Source organism: Streptomyces sp. NPDC002206 (genome assembly GCF_053593595.1).
This window is the reverse complement of sequence record NZ_JBSFCW010000024.1, coordinates 1-16873: the sequence shown is the minus strand read 5'-3', so window position 1 is coordinate 16873 and position 16873 is coordinate 1. Positions and strand designations below refer to the sequence as shown.

Annotated in this window: 17 protein-coding genes; 7 read left to right on the top strand and 10 right to left on the bottom strand. The window is 71.4% G+C overall.

What is annotated here, in order from left to right; genetic code table 11:
- Nucleotides 1-4: 4 nt before the first annotated feature.
- The 6 genes from ACWCP8_RS30470 to ACWCP8_RS30445 all read right to left on the bottom strand — a co-directional run bounded on the left by ACWCP8_RS30470 (nucleotide 5) and on the right by ACWCP8_RS30445 (nucleotide 6200).
- On the bottom strand, nucleotides 5-1351 hold the full coding sequence (locus ACWCP8_RS30470) for a 6-phospho-beta-glucosidase (protein ID WP_451119369.1): 1347 nt from the start codon (nucleotides 1349-1351) through the stop codon (nucleotides 5-7).
- Between the two features lie 155 nt (nucleotides 1352-1506).
- Entirely contained in the window at nucleotides 1507-3105 is a 1599-nt protein-coding gene (locus ACWCP8_RS30465) for a cytochrome P450 (RefSeq protein WP_352269273.1), read from the bottom strand.
- A gap of 135 nt (nucleotides 3106-3240) precedes the next feature.
- Nucleotides 3241-3855, bottom strand: coding sequence for a GTP-binding protein (locus ACWCP8_RS30460; RefSeq protein ID WP_030980449.1), 615 nt, complete (start codon nucleotides 3853-3855; stop codon nucleotides 3241-3243).
- The gene (locus ACWCP8_RS30455; RefSeq protein ID WP_451119366.1) at nucleotides 3836-4207 is read right to left on the bottom strand and encodes a DUF742 domain-containing protein; all 372 of its coding nucleotides are present in this window, start codon (nucleotides 4205-4207) and stop codon (nucleotides 3836-3838) included. The genes ACWCP8_RS30460 and ACWCP8_RS30455 overlap by 20 nt, the downstream gene beginning before the upstream one ends.
- Nucleotides 4204-4611 carry a roadblock/LC7 domain-containing protein gene (locus tag ACWCP8_RS30450; RefSeq protein WP_030929977.1) on the bottom strand — a complete coding sequence of 136 codons (408 nt, stop codon included), beginning with the start codon at nucleotides 4609-4611 and terminating at the stop codon, nucleotides 4204-4206. The genes ACWCP8_RS30455 and ACWCP8_RS30450 overlap by 4 nt, the downstream gene beginning before the upstream one ends.
- Nucleotides 4608-6200: a sensor histidine kinase gene (locus ACWCP8_RS30445; RefSeq protein ID WP_352269276.1), complete on the bottom strand. Its 1593-nt coding sequence runs from the start codon at nucleotides 6198-6200 to the stop codon at nucleotides 4608-4610. Before ACWCP8_RS30445 ends, ACWCP8_RS30450 begins: the two co-directional genes overlap by 4 nt.
- 335 nt (nucleotides 6201-6535) lie before the next feature.
- Here ACWCP8_RS30445 and ACWCP8_RS30440 point away from each other — a divergent pair, with 335 nt between their 5' ends.
- Nucleotides 6536-6670: a hypothetical protein gene (locus ACWCP8_RS30440; protein ID WP_451119364.1), complete on the top strand. Its 135-nt coding sequence runs from the start codon at nucleotides 6536-6538 to the stop codon at nucleotides 6668-6670.
- 275 nt (nucleotides 6671-6945) lie between these two features.
- Here the strand turns inward: ACWCP8_RS30440 and ACWCP8_RS30435 are convergent, their stop codons facing one another.
- Entirely contained in the window at nucleotides 6946-7452 is a 507-nt protein-coding gene (locus tag ACWCP8_RS30435; RefSeq protein ID WP_352269279.1) for a MarR family winged helix-turn-helix transcriptional regulator, read from the bottom strand.
- A complete protein-coding gene (locus tag ACWCP8_RS30430) occupies nucleotides 7449-9275 on the bottom strand; it encodes an FUSC family protein (protein WP_451119362.1) in 1827 nt (608 codons plus the stop codon). Before ACWCP8_RS30430 ends, ACWCP8_RS30435 begins: the two co-directional genes overlap by 4 nt.
- 145 nt (nucleotides 9276-9420) lie before the next feature.
- Between ACWCP8_RS30430 and ACWCP8_RS30425 the strand changes: the two genes are divergently transcribed.
- Both ACWCP8_RS30425 and pcaB read left to right on the top strand, forming a co-directional pair.
- Nucleotides 9421-10185 (top strand): VOC family protein, encoded by a 765-nt coding sequence (locus ACWCP8_RS30425; protein WP_451119360.1) that lies wholly within the window; start codon nucleotides 9421-9423, stop codon nucleotides 10183-10185.
- A gap of 212 nt (nucleotides 10186-10397) precedes the next feature.
- On the top strand, nucleotides 10398-11792 hold the full coding sequence (gene pcaB, locus ACWCP8_RS30420) for a 3-carboxy-cis,cis-muconate cycloisomerase (protein ID WP_451119358.1): 1395 nt from the start codon (nucleotides 10398-10400) through the stop codon (nucleotides 11790-11792).
- A gap of 60 nt (nucleotides 11793-11852) precedes the next feature.
- Here the strand turns inward: pcaB and ACWCP8_RS30415 are convergent, their stop codons facing one another.
- Both ACWCP8_RS30415 and ACWCP8_RS30410 read right to left on the bottom strand, forming a co-directional pair.
- Nucleotides 11853-12497: a GNAT family N-acetyltransferase gene (locus ACWCP8_RS30415; RefSeq protein ID WP_451119356.1), complete on the bottom strand. Its 645-nt coding sequence runs from the start codon at nucleotides 12495-12497 to the stop codon at nucleotides 11853-11855.
- 136 nt (nucleotides 12498-12633) lie between these two features.
- Nucleotides 12634-13488 (bottom strand): phospholipid scramblase-related protein, encoded by an 855-nt coding sequence (locus ACWCP8_RS30410; protein ID WP_352269285.1) that lies wholly within the window; start codon nucleotides 13486-13488, stop codon nucleotides 12634-12636.
- A 102-nt stretch (nucleotides 13489-13590) separates the two neighbouring features.
- Here ACWCP8_RS30410 and ACWCP8_RS30405 point away from each other — a divergent pair, with 102 nt between their 5' ends.
- From ACWCP8_RS30405 to ACWCP8_RS30390, 4 genes are all read left to right on the top strand, one after another.
- A complete protein-coding gene (locus ACWCP8_RS30405; protein ID WP_352269287.1) occupies nucleotides 13591-14034 on the top strand; it encodes a hypothetical protein in 444 nt (147 codons plus the stop codon).
- A 63-nt stretch (nucleotides 14035-14097) separates the two neighbouring features.
- Nucleotides 14098-14748: a DUF3105 domain-containing protein gene (locus tag ACWCP8_RS30400; RefSeq protein WP_352269288.1), complete on the top strand. Its 651-nt coding sequence runs from the start codon at nucleotides 14098-14100 to the stop codon at nucleotides 14746-14748.
- Between the two features lie 26 nt (nucleotides 14749-14774).
- Complete coding sequence (locus ACWCP8_RS30395; protein ID WP_451119446.1) at nucleotides 14775-15395, top strand: DUF305 domain-containing protein; 621 nt, start codon at nucleotides 14775-14777, stop codon at nucleotides 15393-15395.
- A gap of 108 nt (nucleotides 15396-15503) precedes the next feature.
- The gene (locus tag ACWCP8_RS30390) at nucleotides 15504-16748 is read left to right on the top strand and encodes an ROK family protein (RefSeq protein WP_451119353.1); all 1245 of its coding nucleotides are present in this window, start codon (nucleotides 15504-15506) and stop codon (nucleotides 16746-16748) included.
- Nucleotides 16749-16873: the final 125 nt, after the last annotated feature.

Genomic DNA, 16873 nt, shown 5'->3' with positions numbered 1-16873 from the left:
CCGGTCAGGACCGGTTCAGATAGGCGAGTCCGGGATGAGCCTTCGTATACCCGTCGACGAGTCGGCGGGCGACCGAGACCGAGTCGACGAGGGGGTGCAGTGCGAAGGCCTGTACGGCGGTGGCGCGTGAGCCGGTTGCCGCCGCGTCGAGGACCGCGCGTTCGACGGCTTTGACCGCCGTGACCAGGCCGACTGCGTGGTACGGGAGCGGGTCGACGGCCACGGGGTGGGCGCCGTTGGCGTCGACGAGGCAGGGCACCTCGATGACGGCGTCCGTGTCGAGCACGGACAGCGTGGTGCGGTTGCGGACGTTGAGGATGAGGGACGTCCGCTCGTTGCGGGCGACGGCCCGCATGAGGGCGAGGGCGACCTGCTCGTACCCGCCGGACTCCAGATCGCTCTCGTCCCGCTCACCGGCCCCGGCGACCTCCCTGTTCTCCGACATGTAGGTGGCCTCGCGTTCGGCGCGGGTGCGGTCCCAGGTCGGCAGGGCGGGGGTGGCCGGGTCCTTCATCCGGGCGTAGAAGCCCTCCTGCTGGTCGCGGAGGAAAGCGCCGCGGGTCTGCTCGGCTTCCTGGTAGGCGCGGACGGCCTCCCGGTTGAAGTAGTAGTAGTGCAGGTACTCGTTGGGGATCGCACCGAGTGAACGCAGCCAGTCGGTGCCGAAGAGCTTGCCCTCCTCGAACGAGCCCAGCAACTCCGGGTCGGCGAGCAGTCGCGGCAGTTCGTCGCGGCCGTCGATGTGCAGTCCACGGACCCAGCCCAGGTGGTTGAGGCCGACGTAGTCGATCCAGGCACGGTCGGGATCCGCGCCCAGGGCCCGGGCGATACGGCGGCCGAGGCCCACCGGCGAGTCGCAGATGCCGATGACCCGGTCGCCGAGGTGGCGTGACATGGCTTCGGTGACCAGGCCTGCCGGGTTGGTGAAGTTGATGACCCAGGCGTGCGGGGCGAGCCGGGCGATGCGGCGGGCGAGGGCGTCCGCGACGGGGACGGTGCGCAGCCCGTACGCGATGCCGCCCGCGCCGACCGTCTCCTGGCCGAGCACGCCCTCGTCGAGGGCGACCCGTTCGTCGGCGGCACGGCCTTCGAGGCCGCCGACACGGATGGCGGAGAAGACGAAGTCGGTGCCCCGCAGTGCCTCGTCGAGCTCGGTGGTGGCGAGAACGGTGGGTGCGTCCGGCACCCTCTCGGCCTGATCGGCGAGGACGCGGGCGACGGCGGTGAGCCGGTCGGCGTCGGTGTCGTAGAGGGTGACGGCGGTGACGCGGCCTTCGGCGTGGTCGGCGAGCAGCGCCCCGTACACCAGGGGGACCCGGAATCCGCCACCGCCCAGAATTGTCAGCTTCACGCTTCCGCATGGTACGGGCCCGAAGCTCCGTACCGGGCCCGCTGCCATCACCGCGGCAAGCGCGCGGGCCGGTGGTCCCGGACCCCGAGGTCCGGGACCACCGGCCCGTAACTGCGCTCGTACCGACGGTGCCGGTCGTTGCGCGAACAGCCAGGTCAGTAGCCGCTCCACCAGCGCGTCACCGCGCGCCACAGCCTCGCCGGTGCGGCCGGCCTGCGCTGGCGCGGGATCCGGCCGACTGCCGACTGCCCCGCGGCCGTGTTTTCGGGCGCCGTCTCGGTCTGCACCCCACCCCCCTGCACGGCACCGGCCCCGCCGGGGGCGGCCTGCGCCCCCGCACCGGCCGGAACGGGCGAGGGCGCCGGAGTGCGCACCGACGCGGGCGGCGTGTGCGGGACCGGCGACTGCACTTCCCAGTTCTCGCGCGCCGGGTTGCGCCGGCCCGTCGACGGCGGTTCGTTGTCGTCCTGCGGCGGGCGGGCGGCGAAGTCCGCGGGCAGTTCCACGAGATGCCGGGACATGATGTTCCCGATCCACTGCAGTTCGCTCTCGTCGACGGCCAGTTCGAGGTCCGGCAGGCGCATCAGCAGGGCGTCGACACCAACGTCCGCGATCGCTCGCCCGATGTCCTGGCCGGGGCATTCGTGCGGGCCACCGCTGAACGCGAGGTGGGCGCGGTTGCCCTCCATGTTGGCGGTGAGATCGGGCCGTACCACCGGGTCCGTGTTGGCGGGTGCGATGCCGACGATCAGCGCGTCGCCCTCCCTGATGCGCTGGCCGCCGAGCTCCGTGTCGCCGACCGCCCAGCGGCCGAACACCGCGGTGAACGGCGGCTCGTCCCACAGCGTCTGCTCGACCGCCTCCGGCACCGTCATGTGGCCGCCGCTGAGCCTGGCCCGGAACCGCGGGTCGGTGAGCACCATGCGGAGCACGTTGGCGATCAGGTTGGCGGTGGCCTCGTACGCGGCGATGAGGATCAGCCGCAAATGCTCGGTGACCTCGGTGTCGGTCATTCCCGCGGGATGATCGACGAGCCAGGTGGCGAAGTCGGAGGCGGGTTCGGTCCGGCGCCGTTGGACCAGCCGGCTCAGCGCGGCAACGACATAGGCGTTGCTCGCGACAGCGGTCGCCGTGCCCCGGGTCATGTCGCGGGCGGCCTGCACCATGCGGTCGTTGTACTCCTCGGGCATGCCGAGGATCGCGCACATCACCATCATCGGCAGCTGCTCGGCGAACTGGCTGACCAGGTCGACGCGGCCTTCCTGGCAGAAGTCGTTGACGAGGCGGTTACTGAAGCGGTTGATGTGACGGCGCACGCCGCGGTGGTCGATGCGCGCCATGCTGTCGGTGACCGCGCCGCGCAGCCGTTCATGGGTGTCGCCGTCGGCGAACACGCACACCGGCTGCCAGGTGAAGATCGGGGCCAGCGGGTGGTCCGGGGCGACACTGCCGTCCTGCAGGGCCCGCCAGCGCCGGGAGTCGCGGGAGAACTGCGAGGGGGTCCGGGTCATGTGCAGGTTCTCGCTGTGCCCGAGCACCAGCCAGGCGGGTACGTCCCCGTGCAGCAGGATCGGTGCCACCGTTCCGTGTTCGGCGCGCAACTTGTCGTACAGCCCTGCGGGGTCCCGCTCCGCCTCGGGGCCGTAGAACCGGCGCAGCCCGCCGGGTCCGATACCGAGGCCGTGGGCCGGGCACTCGGGCGGTGGAACCGGCCCCGTGGCCGCGCCGGGCTCGTAGTGGAAAGGGGTTGTCACGATCGCTCCAGGGATAAGGCTGCCAAGATCGGATGTGTACGGGCGAGGGATCGAGCGGGTGCCAAGAGGGTGTCCGGCGGGGTGCGCGTGGGGGCGGGCAGGGTGCGGCGCGGTGTGCGGTGAGGTGCGGTGGGGTCAGCCGAGCGGGACGGCCAGGCTGTGCAGATAGCGCATCAGGGTCATCAACACATCGCGGCTGGACGCGCGCAGTCTCGCGTCGCAGTCGATCATCGGAACCTCGTCCGGCAGGTCCAGGGCGCTGCGCAATGCCTCGACCGGGTGCTTCGGGGCGTCCGGGAAGGTGTTGACGGCGACGACGAACGGCACGCCGCGCTCCTCCAGACGCCCGATCACGTCGAAGCTGACTTCGAGGCGTCGGGTGTCGATGAGTACGACGGCGCCGAGCGCGCCCTCGAAGAGGCCGTTCCACAGGAACCAGAAGCGTTCCTGGCCCGGGGTGCCGAAGAGGTAGAGGATCAGCTCGTCGCTGATGCTGATCCGGCCGAAGTCCATGGCGACGGTGGTGGCGGTCTTGCTCTCCACCCCGAAGTTGTCGTCCACGCCGACGCCGGCCTGGGTCATGGTCTCTTCGGTGGTCAGGGGCCGGATCTCGCTGACGGAACCGACCATGGTCGTCTTGCCGACCCCGAACCCACCGACTATCACCACCTTCACGGCCGCTGTGGCCGTGGTGGGCAGGATGTCCTCGGTCCTGGGGCCGGTGATCGTGTCAGAGTTTCTGAAGTCCATGCATCACCGCTTCGAGAAGGGACCTGTCCGGGAGTGTGGCGCGGACGATGGGCGCGCGCGATTCGATCAGTTCGGTCGCGAGGAGATCGGTGAGGAGCGAAGTCACCACGCTGAACGGCAGGCTGAGGTAGGCCGAGATCTCGGCGACCGATAACGGCGCCTGGCAGAGCCGCAGGATCACGGCCTGCTCGGGCTGGACCGTCGGCGTCGGTTCCACCTTCGCGACGATCATCGTGACCAGGTCGAGCGCCGCCCGCTCGCTGCCGTCGGGATCGCCTGTGATCACGTACAGCCGTTCCGGATCACTCAGTGCCGGATCGGTCTTTCGGCGTTCTCGTCGGGGAGAACTCATCCGGCCTGCCCGTCATGACGCGGCGGGCTCGTGAGGTGGGCGCCGATCCTGACGACCATGTCGCGCATCCGCGCTCCGACGAGTCCCGCGTCCACCGTCTCTCCGGCAAGGACCGCGAGGTACGCACCGGTCCCGGCGGCCATCAAGTAGAAAAAACCGCCGGTGACTTCGATGACGACGAGCCGCATCATTCCGTCGCTGTACGGGATTTCGGAGGCGACGGCGGCGGCCAGGCTCTGCAGTCCGGCACAGGCGGCCGCCAGCCGGTCGGCGACATCGGGGTCGCCGCCGTGCCGGGCGATGCGCAGGCCGTCCGCGGAGAGCACCACGATCTGATGGATGTCAGGAACGTCGTCGGCCAGTTCCTTGAGCATCCAGTCCATATTGCCCCGCTGCTGGATCACTTCAGATCTCCCTTGTCCCACGCATCGTCAGAGTCTTCGCCGGTCTTCGGCTCCTGCGGCACGCCGTTGACGGCGTTGGTGAATGCCTCCAGCCAGAGTCCGGGCGGCGGCTCCTTGGCGCTGTCGCTACCGTTGTGCTGCCCTGCGGCGGGGGCGGCCGACTGCGCGGGGAGATTGTGCGAGCCGAGCGGTGCGCGGCCGCGGCTGCGGCGCTGCGGAAGGCCACCGGAGGTCCACTCGGTCACCGCGGGGGCGTCGTCCCCCATGGCGGACGCGGGGGCGGCCGGCCGGGAGTCGGAGGCGACCGGTCCGGTGGCCGGACGGGATTCCACGGGGAGAGGCTGGCGGCGCTTGCTGCGCGGCGGAACGACGTGCTTCATGTTCGAGAGGTCGATGTCGCTGGTGGGCCTCGACGTGGCGCCGATGCCGTGGGCGATACCGGGTGCGGGGCGGGTGGTGATCATGGCGCGCGGCACGATGACGACGGCGCGGACCCCGCCGTACGCGGACTGCCGCAGCGAGACCTGGAGGTCGTACATCCGGGAGAGCCGGCCGACGACGGCCATGCCGAGCCGCGGGGACTCGCCGAGGTCGTTCATATTCGATCCGGCCTGCGCCCTGGCGAGCATGTTCTCCGCCCGTTCGCGGGCCTCCTCGCTGAGGCTGACGCCGCCGTCCTCGATCTCGATGGCGATGCCGGACTGCACCTCGACCGCGGTGACGTGCACCCGGGTCTGCGGCGGCGAGTAGCGGGTGGCGTTGTCGAGGAGCTCGGCGCAGGCATGGATGAGCGGCTCGACCGCAGTGCCGATGATGGCGACCTTGGCGATCGAGTGCAGATCGACGCGCGGGTACTCGAGGATCCGCGACATGGCGCCACGCAGCACGCTGAACAGCGGTACGGGCTTGGGCCATTGGCGGCTGGGGCGGGCGCCGCCGAGCACCGCGATGGAGTCGGCGAGGCGGCCGATCAGCGCGGTGCCGTGGTCGATGCGCAGCAGGTCGTCGAAGACGTCGGCGTTGCGACCGTGGTGCTCCTCCATCTCCCGCAGCTCGGAGGCCTGGCGGTTGACGATCGCCTGGACGCGCCGGGCGACGTTGACGAAGGCGCGCTGCGCGGAGTCACGCATCGCCTCTTCGTTGTCGATGATGTCCAGCACCGTACGGACGAGGGCGCGTTGGGCATCGGGAAGATCGCGGTACGTCTCGTCGGAGTCGACGACGTCGCGCAGTACCTCGTCGGGCGAGTTACCCACCCGGAGCCGGTGGATCACGGCCGGCAGCAGCTCCTTGCTGATCCGAATGGCCTCTTCGTCATGGGTGGCGAGGCGATGTTCAAGGACGGCGAGACGGCGTTCGTACTCGGCGCGCTGCCTGCGCATCGCGCGTCCGCGGCGGACGAGCACGACGCTGAGTGAGGCGACCACGACGGTGGCGGCGGCTCCGCACCAGACAACTGCTATCCGCGCGGGCTCGGAGACCAGTGTCGCGGCTGCGGCAGTCGCGCCGGCCATCAGGAGCACGGGGAGCAACGCGGCGCGAGCGACGGGAGTTTCTCTGTCGATCGGCGGTGATTCAACTCGAACCATCTAAGACCTCTGACGGTTGATTCGGGAGGTATGCGCGCATCCAGGGCGCACAGGAACAAGTGCTCGAATTCATATCAACTCGACTTCACTGCGCGTGAGCTTAGCCAGATAGAAACAGTGCTTCGGCATATTCACCCAACCCCCGGCGCGAGCGCTCCGGCGGTAATACACTCACGAGTTTTTCCACGCACCGCCTTCAGCCGTGTGCGGGGAGTAATGAAGCGCCCGAACGCGAGCGATGTGACGACTGACGTACCGCTGTACGGGACATTGTCAGGACTAACTTTCGGAGGGGGACGGCCGTAGAGGAGTTGGCAGACCGCATCGATTACCGAGTGGGCCATTCCGTCCCACTCCGAGGTGCGCAGGCACATGCGATCGCGTACGGCGTGCTCCACCTGGCCTCCGACGAGTCCTGCTTCGTGACCGTCACCGCACTCGTCGTGGACGGGGGCTGCACGGCGGTCTGAGCCGGCTGCTGGTGGGCCGGGCGGTGCCGGAGGCCTGCGGGGCCGTCCTGGCGACGTTCTGCACGATCGTCAACGCGGGGCTCGGGCTGCCCGCCATCGGCGCCGGTCTGCTGGCCACGTATCAGGGGATGGCCCCGGCGATGAACGAGTTCGCACTGGGCGCCGCAGTGGTCTGCCTGCTGATCCTGGCCGTGCATCCGTGGGTGGGCCGACGGCCGGAGCGGGCCGTCCGACAGCCGTCACCCGCCCGGGCGCAGCGGGGTCCGGTGCGTGGGTCAGCGCCGGGCCCCGCCGATGCGTCCCTCCAGCTGGACCAGCAATTCGCTGAGCTGCGAGCTGAGTTCGCCGCGGGTCCGCTCGTCGAGACCGGAGAGCACGGTGCGTTCGTACGCCAGTTGCCGGGGCAGCAGCTGGTCGACCAGGGCGCGCCCCTCCTCGGTGAGTCGGACGTGTGTGACGCGCCGGTCGCGCTCGTCGCTGCGGCGGTCGACCAGGCCGCGTTCCTGGAGGATCCGGAGGCGCTTGGTGACGGCCGCACCGGAGGAGAACGTCTCCCTGGCCAGTTCGCCGGGGGTGAGTTCGCGGTCGGTGCGCCGTACGGCGCCCAGCAGGTCGAATTCGGCGCGGGAGAGTCCGGCGGCGCGCAGCGGGGCGTCCTCCGCCTGCTGGAGCAGGGCGGCGCAGCGGTTGATGCGGCCGATGAGTTCCATCGGTCCGGTGTCCAGCTCCGGGTTGACGGCGTGCCACTGCCGTACCACCGAGGCGACGATGTCGTCGGTCACACCGCTCCGTTCTCCGAGGCGGGGGCGATCAGCCCCTGCCGTGTTGCCGTCGCCGCGAGCGTACGGTGTCCGGCCTGCTCGGCCGCGAGAATGTGCTCCTCGGGCAGGGCGCGCTGCCACCATTCGCCGGCTGCCGTGTCGCCGGCCTCGCGCAGTTCGACGAGCGATCCGGTGAGCCTGCGGCGGGCGGCATCGAGGGCGGCGGGCGCGGGCGCCGGGGCGGCGATGGTCTGTACGGCGTGGGCCCGGGCCCGGTCGGTGGCGGCGAGGGCCCGTTCCAGGCGTCCGGTGGCCCGTCGGTTGGTGACGGCCATGGCGGCGAGGATTCCGACGGCGGCGCCGATGACGGTGTCCAGGACGCGGTCGCCGATGAGCTCTCCGGCCGGGTGCGTGCCGCCGAACTCCAGCACGAGGAGGGCCATCGGGGTGACGGCTATGGAGCCGAGCCAGTAGTTACGGGTGATCAGGGCCTCTGCGGCGAAATTGAAGAAGAGGCAGCAGCCGATGAGTGCGAGCGAGCTCGTCCGGGAGACGGGGAGAACCGCGGCGAAGACGAGCACACCCAGGAGGTTGCCGAGGGTGCGTTGCAGGGCGCGGCTCCAGGAGAGCGTGACATTGGCCTGGTAGAGGGAGGCGGCGGTGACGATCGCCCAGTAGGGGCGGCCGACGCCGACGGCCATCGAGACATATCCGGCGAGGGCGCAGCCGATGAGGGCGCGGGCGGCGATGGGCAGCAGCGGGGAGCCAGGGGCGAGTGCGCGCAGCACCGCTCGGCGGGCGTCGCCTCGGCCCACGGTCCGGCGCGCGGCCCGCTCGGCGTCGATCCCGAAGAGCTCCTCGGCGGTGCCGGGGGCAGGCGGCGGGGTCGGAACGGGGCCGCGGGCCCGGGTCTGGCGGGCCCAGGCGCGGAGCCGGTCGGGGCCGGCGACGCGGGCTTCGAGGTCGTGGTCGGCGGCGCGGGTGCCGACGGCCGTAGGGGCGAGCTCGCTGTCGCGGTCCGCCGTACGGGCGTGGCCGCCACCGTCGGTGTCGCCGACCCGACGCGCGTGGACGCCGGGGTGCGGCGCACCCAGGGCTCCCCGGGCGAGCGCGGCTTCGGCGTGGACGACGAGCCGCTCCAGCTCCCGGCGTACGGGGGTGGGGCGCCCGGCGGCGAGCAGTGTCTGCCAGGCCGTGTGGACGGCGGCGGCCGCGGAGTGCCGGGTGCGGTGCCCGGGGTCGTCCGCGTACGCGGCGGCAGCGGCCAGGGCTCGGGCGGTCGCGCGCCGCTCCGGACCCTCCCGGCGCAGCAGCACGGGCCCGACGGTGACCAGCCAGGAGACCGCGCCCGCGGCCGCGGTCAGTGCCAGGTGTCCGGGCACCTGACCGAGGTGCTGCGGGGCGAAGAGCGCGGCCGAGGTGACGAACGTGAAGATCACCGGTCCGGGCGGTCCGATGCGGGTGGCGTCGCAGAGCACCTTCTGCCCGGCCGCGAGAAGCGCCCCGACGGCGATCAGCACGGCGGTCGAGTCGGTGAGTGAGGCCGTGACCAGGGATATCGCCGTGCCGACGAGCATGCCGACGACGACTCCGGCGACGGTACGGGCGCGGCGGGCGTACGGGAGGCTGTGGCCGTACAGCGCACAGAGCGAGCCTGCCATCGTGTACATCACGAGGTCGAGCCGGCCGAAGGCGAAGAGCGCCAGATTCGGTACGGCAGAAGCGACGACCACGCTCAGTGCCGGCTTGAACCACATGTCCGAGGGGCGGGTCAGGCGCAACGGGCCGACCACGGGGAGTCTGCGGACGGAGGGCTGCCGGGTACGAATGGATGAATCACTCACGCAAACACTTTAGCAGATATTACACTCGTAAAACAATTTCCTCCTCACGTGGCGCACTGGCCCCGCTCCCCGGCCGGCCATAGCGTGCGAAAACACACGGACCTCCACGCGTCCACGCAGTGACAGAGGGAACAGAGGAAACGCAATGAAGCTCACCGAACCGGTGTCCGGTGGCCCCTGCTGGGTCGAGCTCAGCACGCCCGACATCGCGGCTGCCAAGGCGTTCTACGCGGCGCTCTTCGGCTGGCGGTCCGAGACCGACCCGCGCGAGGAGGCCGGCGGCTACACGATGGCGCACCTCGGCGATGAGCGCGTCGCCGCACTCAGCCCGGTCTATCAGCCGGGTCAGCCGCCCGCCTGGACGGTCTCGTTCGCCACCGAGGACACGGATGCCACGGTCGGCAAGGTGACGGCGGCGGGCGGCTCGCAGCTGGTCGGCCCGATGGACGTCTTCGACCAGGGAAGGTTCGCGGTGGTCGCGGACCCGACCGGCGCGGTGTTCTCACTGTGGCAGGGCCGCGCCTTCGTGGGCGCCGACCTGCTGAACGAGCCGGGCGCGCTCGGCTGGGTCGAACTCGTCACCCGAGAGGCCGATGCCGCGCTCTCCTTCTACCCGGCGGTCTTCGGCTGGACGGTCACCGAGTCGGAGACGTACCCGCAGTGGGGCGTGGACGGCGCCGACTTCGGCGGCATGCTGGTGATGGACGACAGGTTCCCGCCCGAGGCACCGCCGAACTGGCTGCCCTATTTCGCCGTGACGGACGTCGACGCGACCGCGGCCACCGCACAGGGCGCGGGCGGCAAGCTGATGATGCCGCCGACGAGCGTCCCGGACGGCCCACGGATCGCGGTGGTTCGCGACCCGCAGGGCGCGGTCTTCGGCATCTACCTGGCGGGCGAGGAAGGCTAGGGGTGTCCGGCGGATCACGGCCGGGACCGGGGCCGTCACCCGGATCCGTCTCCGGGCGCTGACGGCACCGTCCATGCCGCGGGTCCGCTGCTGGAGTCGCCGGCCACGGAGCGCCGGGCCACACTGATCGCGACGCCCACGGACCGGCGCACCCACCGGTTCGACATCCGTCTGCACGGCGCCGGCGAAACGGTCCTCATGGAGTTCAGCTGATGTACGAGAGCGATGCCGGCCTGCTCGCCCCCGGGCGGGCCGGCTCCCCCGCCGAGGCCACCACCGGCGACAGCGCCTTCCTTCAGGCGATGCTCGACGCCGAGGCCGCGCTGACCCGCGCCCAGTCCGCCTGCGGACTCGCCCCCGCCGAGGCGGGGCGGGCGGTGACGGAGACGGCGGACGCCGGCCGCTTCGACGTACGCGACCTGGCGCTGCGGGCCCGCTCCGGCGGCAACCCCGTCATCCCCCTGGTCGCGGACCTCACGGCGGCTGTTCCCGAGGACGCCCGGCCGTATGTGCACCGGGGTGCGACCAGCCAGGACATCCTCGACACCGCCGCGATGCTGGTCGCCTCACGGACGCTGGCAACGGTGCTCGACGACCTGGAGCGCGCGGCGGGCGAGGTGGCACGGCACGCGACCACACACCGCGACACACAGATGGCGGGGCGCACGCTCACCCAGCACGCCGTGCCGACCACGTTCGGGCTGAAGGCTGCGGGGTGGCGTGCGCTGATCCTCGACGCCCGGGACCGGCTGACTGCGGTACGGGCGTCGCTGCCCGCCCAACTGGGTGGCGCGGCAGGCACATTGGCGGCCTTCTCCGCCTTCTCCGCCCCTCCCGCCGCACAGGAGGACACCGAGGGGCAGAAGGGCGCCGACGGGCGGGGGGAGGCCGACCTGCTTGCTCTGGTTGCCGCCTATGCGCGCGAACTCGGGCTGGCGGAACCGGTGTTGCCCTGGCACACCCTGCGTACCCCGATCGCCGATCTCGCCGGTGCGCTCGCCTTCACCGCGGGCGCTCTCGGCAAGATGGCCGCCGATGTGCTCACGCTCTCCCGCACCGAGATCGGCGAGGTCGAGGAGGAAGAGTGGGGCGGTTCGTCGGCCTTGCCGCACAAGGCGAATCCGGTGCACGCCACGCTGATCGCGGCGGCCGCCCGCCGAGCCCCGGGCCTGGCGGCCACCCTGTACGGCTCGCTGACCGCCGAGGACGAGCGGCCCGCCGGGGCGTGGCACGCCGAATGGGAACCGCTGCGCGATCTGCTGCGGCTCGTCGGCGGCGCCGCGCGCGACGGCGCCGCACTCGCGGCCGGACTGCGGGTCGTCCCGTACGCCATGCGGGAGAACCTTCAGCTCACCGACGGTCTGATCGTCTCGGAGCGACTGGCTGCCGCGTTCGCCGGTCGGATCGGCCGGGCGCGGGCCAGGGAGGTGCTTGCAGGCGCGGCGGACCGGGCTCGCTCCGAGACGGCCGACCTCTCCGATGTGCTCTTCGACGTCCTCCGCGAGGAACCCGAGCTCGCCGGCCTCGATCTGGCGGAACTGACCGACCCCACCCGGTACACCGGGTCCGCGGGCCTCCTCACCGACCGGGCGCTGGAACGCCGATGACTGCTCCGCCCGACCGTCTGCCGCACCGTGGCATTCGGTACGGGCAGCACGCTGCCACGCCTAGGACCCGGCGGGACGGGCACCCCGACCGGCGGCCACGCTCGCCCCGTCGTCCCGGATCCGGGCATGGATGTGCATGTCGTGCCAGCCGTCGGCGTGCAGATGACCCCGCCGCCGGGTGCCCTCCAGCGCGAAGCCCGACTTGGTCGCGACGCGGCAGGACGCCTCGTTCATGACCGAGTGGGCGAGTTCCAGACGCTCGAAGCCGACCTCGTCGAAGGCCCAGCGCGTCACGGCGGCCACGGACCTGGGTGCGACGCCCTGGCCGCGGGCGGCGGGCAGGGTCCAGTAGGCGCATTCGGCCTGTCCGATGCCCAGCAGCAGCGAGCGGAGCGAGATCCGTCCGAGCAGTTCCTCGGCTCCGTCCGGCGCACCGTTCTTCGGGCGGACGACCGCCCAGTGGACACCGGTCTCGGCGTGCCAGGCGTCCTGCCACTGTTCGATCCAGTCGCGGGCCTCGTCCTGGGAGTCGGCCCGCCGCAGGTGCCAGCGTTGGATCGCCGGGTCCGAGAAGGCGTCGAGAACGGCGGGTGCGTCGGTGCATTCCCACGGTCGCAGGAGCAGGTCGCCGGCGACCTGCAGGGCGGGCTGCGCACCGTCCGCGAGACGGCCGGAAGGGATGTGGGGCGGCACCAGGTAGGGCATGCCTGTCATCGTCGCACCGGGGGGCGCCCGTCCCGGGCAGCGGCCGTTCGGCCTTCCCGGGGAAAAGCGTCCGCCCACGCCCCCGTACATGTATGTACGGATGCGCGGGCGGTGCGTGCCGTGCAGAAGGGGCCGGTCAGCCGAGGCCGCGGGCGTCCTGCTTGAGGGCGGTGTCCACGGTCAGTGCCGTCGCCACGACGAGGCTCAGCAGCGGCTCGGGCAGCTGGTAGTGGATCTGCAGCACGTAGTTGTCCGCCGTCGTGAACAGCGTCTTCGCGAGGCCTTCCCAGGTCTTGGTGATCCGGGCGATCTCCGCGTCGTTGTGGTCGACGATCGCGAAGTTCCAGGCGCGCCAGTTCTCCGCCTTGATGGCACCGATCTTCTGACCGTCGACCATGATGGCGAAGTTGATCTTGCCGATGGCGTTCTGCTGGACGATCTCGCCGACGGGGCTGCCGTCCGGGCGCTGCACGACGACCCGGGACTTGATGAACTTCGCCGGGCGGGTCAGGAGCAGCTGCGGCTGACCGTACGCGTCACGGATCTCGAGCTTGTGGGTGAGGTACTGGTCGATGCTGGAGACGAACCGCAGCACCTTGCGCAGCGCGCTCTGGCCGACCTGGATGACCGAGCCGATCGTGTTGCCGTGCTGGTCGAAGACGCTGTACTCGTTCGTCACCTCGATCAGCTTGGCCTTCTGGTTCACGACCAGGACCTGCTGGTTGAAGAGCGAGGCGCCGCCGGGGACGCCACCCTGCTGAGGCTGCGCCACCTGCTGAGGGGCGAACTGCTGCGGCGCGGCCTGCGGCTGAGCGGCGGCCTGCTGATACTGGGGGGCGGCCTGCTGCTGGGGCACCTGCCCCTGGGGCTGCTGCCCGCCGGCCGGGTTGGTGTGCTCGGTCCACTGGGAGCCGTCCCAGTAGCGCAGCAGCTGGGGCGCGCCATGAGGGTCCGGATACCAGCCCGCAGATACGTTCGAGTGCGTTGTCACCGGGGCACACTATCCCGCCGGTCCGACAGGGGAACCGTCAACCGCCGCATCCACAGGCTCCCCACACTTCTTGAACTTTCACACACCGCTACGATGTCGGTGATGACCAGGTTCGGAGAACGGCCCTACGCGCGGCGCGGTGACGTCCGCGTGTCTGCCGTTCTCGGCTGGCTGCTCGCCCTGCTCACCGTGGTCTCGTGCTGTTCGCTCGCCGAGACCGACGCGGCCGCGCACCACGCCATGACCGCGACGGTGCCCGCGACCCCCACTCCGGTCACGGCTCCCGGCGCGACTCCCCCGCCGACCGCGCGCATCGTCGTCGTGGCCGAGGCTCCGGGCGGCCGGGGCGCCGGCAGTTCCTGCCACGGCGCCTCGGAGCATGCGACACCCGTCGTCCTGTCCCCCCAGGCCTCCCCCGTCGCACTCCCCACCTCCACGGTCGCCGCACCGGTGGGCCGACTCACCGGCGCCGCCGGTATCCGCGGCCCCTCCAACGATGCCGTGGGCGCCGTCGATCGCCTCAGTCTCCAGGTTCAACGGACCTAGAAGCAGGCCCGGTTCCTCCGCCTGCCCACTCTCCGTACATCGTGTTGAACCCGAGGACTCCCCATGCCTTCCGCCAAGAAGCAGCACAGCCCTGCCGCCGCGCGCCGCGCCAAGCTGGAGGAGGCCCGCCGCAAGGAGCGGGCCCGCGAGCGCCGTAGCCGCATCATCACCATCGCCGCGTCCATCGCCGTCGTCGCCGGACTCGTCGCGGGCGGCGGCTATCTGATGTCCGCCGCCGACAAGCAGGACCGGGCCGAGGAGCAGGCCAAGTCCTCGCCCGTCCGAGGCGAACGGAGCTGGGACAAGCTCACCCAGAACCATGTCCAGAAGAAGGTCGACTACCCGATGAACCCGCCGGTCGGCGGCGACCACAACCCGGTGTGGATGAACTGCGACGCCGACGTCTACACCGCGCCGATCCCGAACGAGAATGCCGTCCACTCGCTGGAGCACGGTGCCGTCTGGGTCACGTACAACGAGAAGGCGAAGCCCGCCGACATCGAGAAGTTCACCGAGCGCGTCGCCAGGACGCCGTACTCCCTCATGAGCCCGGTCAAGGACCAGGACGCCCCGCTGATCCTCAGCGCCTGGGGCAAGCAGGTCACGGTGAAGAGCGCGACCGACGCACGCGTCGCGCAGTTCTTCACCAAGTACGTCCAGGGGCCGCAGACTCCGGAGCCGGGCGCCGCGTGCACCGGCGGGATCGCCCAGTGACGTCCTCGGTACGCACTCCGTGGCGGATGGGTGCGGCGGGAGCTGCGGTGCTGCTGCTGGCTCTGGGGCTGGTCGCGCTGATGTTCGTACGCCCGACCTCGTCGTCCACCCCGCAGGAGGCGAACCGGGCAGCCGTGCCCGCGGACACCTCGGTCGATGTGGGGTTCGCCCGTGACATGTCGATCCACCATCAGCAGGCGGTCGAGATGTCGTTCATCGTCCGTGACCGGACGGCCGACGAAGACGTACGGCGGCTCGCGTACGACATCATCAACACCCAGGCCAATCAGCGCGGCATGATGCTCGGCTGGCTGGACGTGTGGGGCCGCGCCAAGAGCTCCAGCCGCCCGCCCATGGAGTGGATGGGCCACGCGGGCGAGCCCAGGGGCGACGGATCTCTGATGCCGGGCATGGCGACCGACACCGAGCTGGACGCACTGCGGGCGGCGAAGGGGAAGGACGCCGAGGTGATGTATCTCAGACTGATGACCGTGCACCACCGGGCCGGTGCGGAGATGGCACAGGCGGCGGCCGCCGGGGCGGGCACCGACGAGATCAGGAACCTGGCGGCGGGCATGGTCCGTGGCCAGCAGTCGGAGATCGTGTTGATGGCGGACATGATCGAGGAGCGCGGCGCCACGGCGTGAGCCGCACGGTCCGGCTCGGTGGTCCCGCACGCGGGGGACCACCGGGCCGGGTCCGGAGCGGGCTCCGGACCGTACTGACGTACGGCATCGCATAGGCTCATCAGCGATATGAAGAGCAACCTCACGACGCTGGGGCCCAAGGCCGACAAGGACACCGTGCGACGGAGCAACCTCAGCCTGGTGCTGCGAGCCGTCCGTGACGAGGGCGAACGCGAGGCGACCAGGGCCGGGGTGGCCGCGCGCGTGGGACTGACCCGTGCCGCCGTGTCCTCGCTGGTCGAGCAGCTGCTCGACAGCGGGTTCCTGACCGAGTCGGGCAAGACGTTCAGCGGGCAGGCCGGACGCCCCGGCACCGCACTCAAGGTGGCGCGCACCGGTCCCGCCGGGCTCGGCGTGGAGGTCAACATCGACTATGTGTCGGTGTGCGTCGTCGATCTGGCCGGCACCGGCCGGGTCCGGCTGACCGAGCACCTCGACAACCGCGGCGCCCCGCCCGCCGAGGTGCTGGCGCGGGCCGCCGGGATCGCGGCGCGCACCCTGGACTCGGCGGCCGAGCAGGAGCTGTTCCCGGTCGGGGTGGCGCTCGCACTGCCCGGTCTGGTGTCCGGCGGATCCGTGCGCCAGGCACCCAATCTGGGCTGGAACCAGGTTCCGGCCGAGGAACTCTTCGCGGCCTCGCTCGCCACGCTGCGTCCCGGCCGCACAGAACTGCCGGTGAGTTCGGAGAACGAGGCCAATCTGGCGGCGCTGGCCGAGCTCTGGTTCGGCGGGCTCGACGAGGTCCGGAGCTTTCTGTATCTGACGGGTGAGATCGGTGTCGGCGGCGCCCTGGTCATCGACGGTGAACTGCTGCGCGGCGCGCACGGGTTCGCCGGGGAGATCGGGCATGTGGTGGTCGACGCGGACGGGCCGGAGTGCCGGTGCGGTTCGCGTGGCTGCCTGGAGCAGTACGCGGGACAGTCGGCACTGCTGCGGGCGGCCGGGGTCGAGGAGACCGGCCGCGGCAGCGGGGTGGCCGAGCTGGAGCGGCGCACCCGGGCCGGGGACGAGCGGGCGGTGGCTGCAGTGGCCGATGCCGGCCGGATGCTGGGCCGGGTGCTGTCCGGGGCGGTGAATCTGCTCGACCCTGACGCGGTGGTGCTCGGCGGGATCTACCGGGGCCTGATGCCATGGCTGTCGGCGCCCGCCGACGAGGAGCTCACGGGCAGGGTGGTGTCCGGGCTGTGGTCCCGGAGCGGCGGGCGGCTGCGCGCCTCGTCGGTCGCGGGCGACGCTGCGCGGGGTGCGGCGGCGCTGGTGATGCAGGACGTGCTGGCCGACCCCGTGGCGTACGCGGCGCGGGCGACGGACTGACCACGAGGGATGTGCGGGCGGCGGACCGAACCGGGATGTGCGGCCGCCGGACCGGGCGAGGACACCTCCCACAGCAGGGTCGCCCAGTCGGCCGCCAGACCCGACCTGTTCAGTTCCACGGCGAG

Excerpts from the sequence above, each read along its gene's own strand:
- ACWCP8_RS30455 (WP_451119366.1), bottom strand. The coding sequence starts at position 4,207 with ATGAGTTCTCCCCGACGAGAACGCCGAAAGACCGATCCGGCACTGAGT.
- ACWCP8_RS30415 (WP_451119356.1), bottom strand. The coding sequence starts at position 12,497 with ATGCCCTACCTGGTGCCGCCCCACATCCCTTCCGGCCGTCTCGCGGAC.
- ACWCP8_RS30425 (WP_451119360.1), top strand. The coding sequence starts at position 9,421 with ATGAAGCTCACCGAACCGGTGTCCGGTGGCCCCTGCTGGGTCGAGCTC.
- ACWCP8_RS30460 (WP_030980449.1), bottom strand. The coding sequence starts at position 3,855 with ATGGACTTCAGAAACTCTGACACGATCACCGGCCCCAGGACCGAGGAC.
- ACWCP8_RS30395 (WP_451119446.1), top strand. The coding sequence starts at position 14,775 with ATGGGTGCGGCGGGAGCTGCGGTGCTGCTGCTGGCTCTGGGGCTGGTC.
- ACWCP8_RS30390 (WP_451119353.1), top strand. The coding sequence starts at position 15,504 with ATGAAGAGCAACCTCACGACGCTGGGGCCCAAGGCCGACAAGGACACC.
- pcaB (WP_451119358.1), top strand. The coding sequence starts at position 10,398 with ATGTACGAGAGCGATGCCGGCCTGCTCGCCCCCGGGCGGGCCGGCTCC.
- ACWCP8_RS30400 (WP_352269288.1), top strand. The coding sequence starts at position 14,098 with ATGCCTTCCGCCAAGAAGCAGCACAGCCCTGCCGCCGCGCGCCGCGCC.
- ACWCP8_RS30405 (WP_352269287.1), top strand. The coding sequence starts at position 13,591 with ATGACCAGGTTCGGAGAACGGCCCTACGCGCGGCGCGGTGACGTCCGC.
- ACWCP8_RS30445 (WP_352269276.1), bottom strand. The coding sequence starts at position 6,200 with ATGGTTCGAGTTGAATCACCGCCGATCGACAGAGAAACTCCCGTCGCT.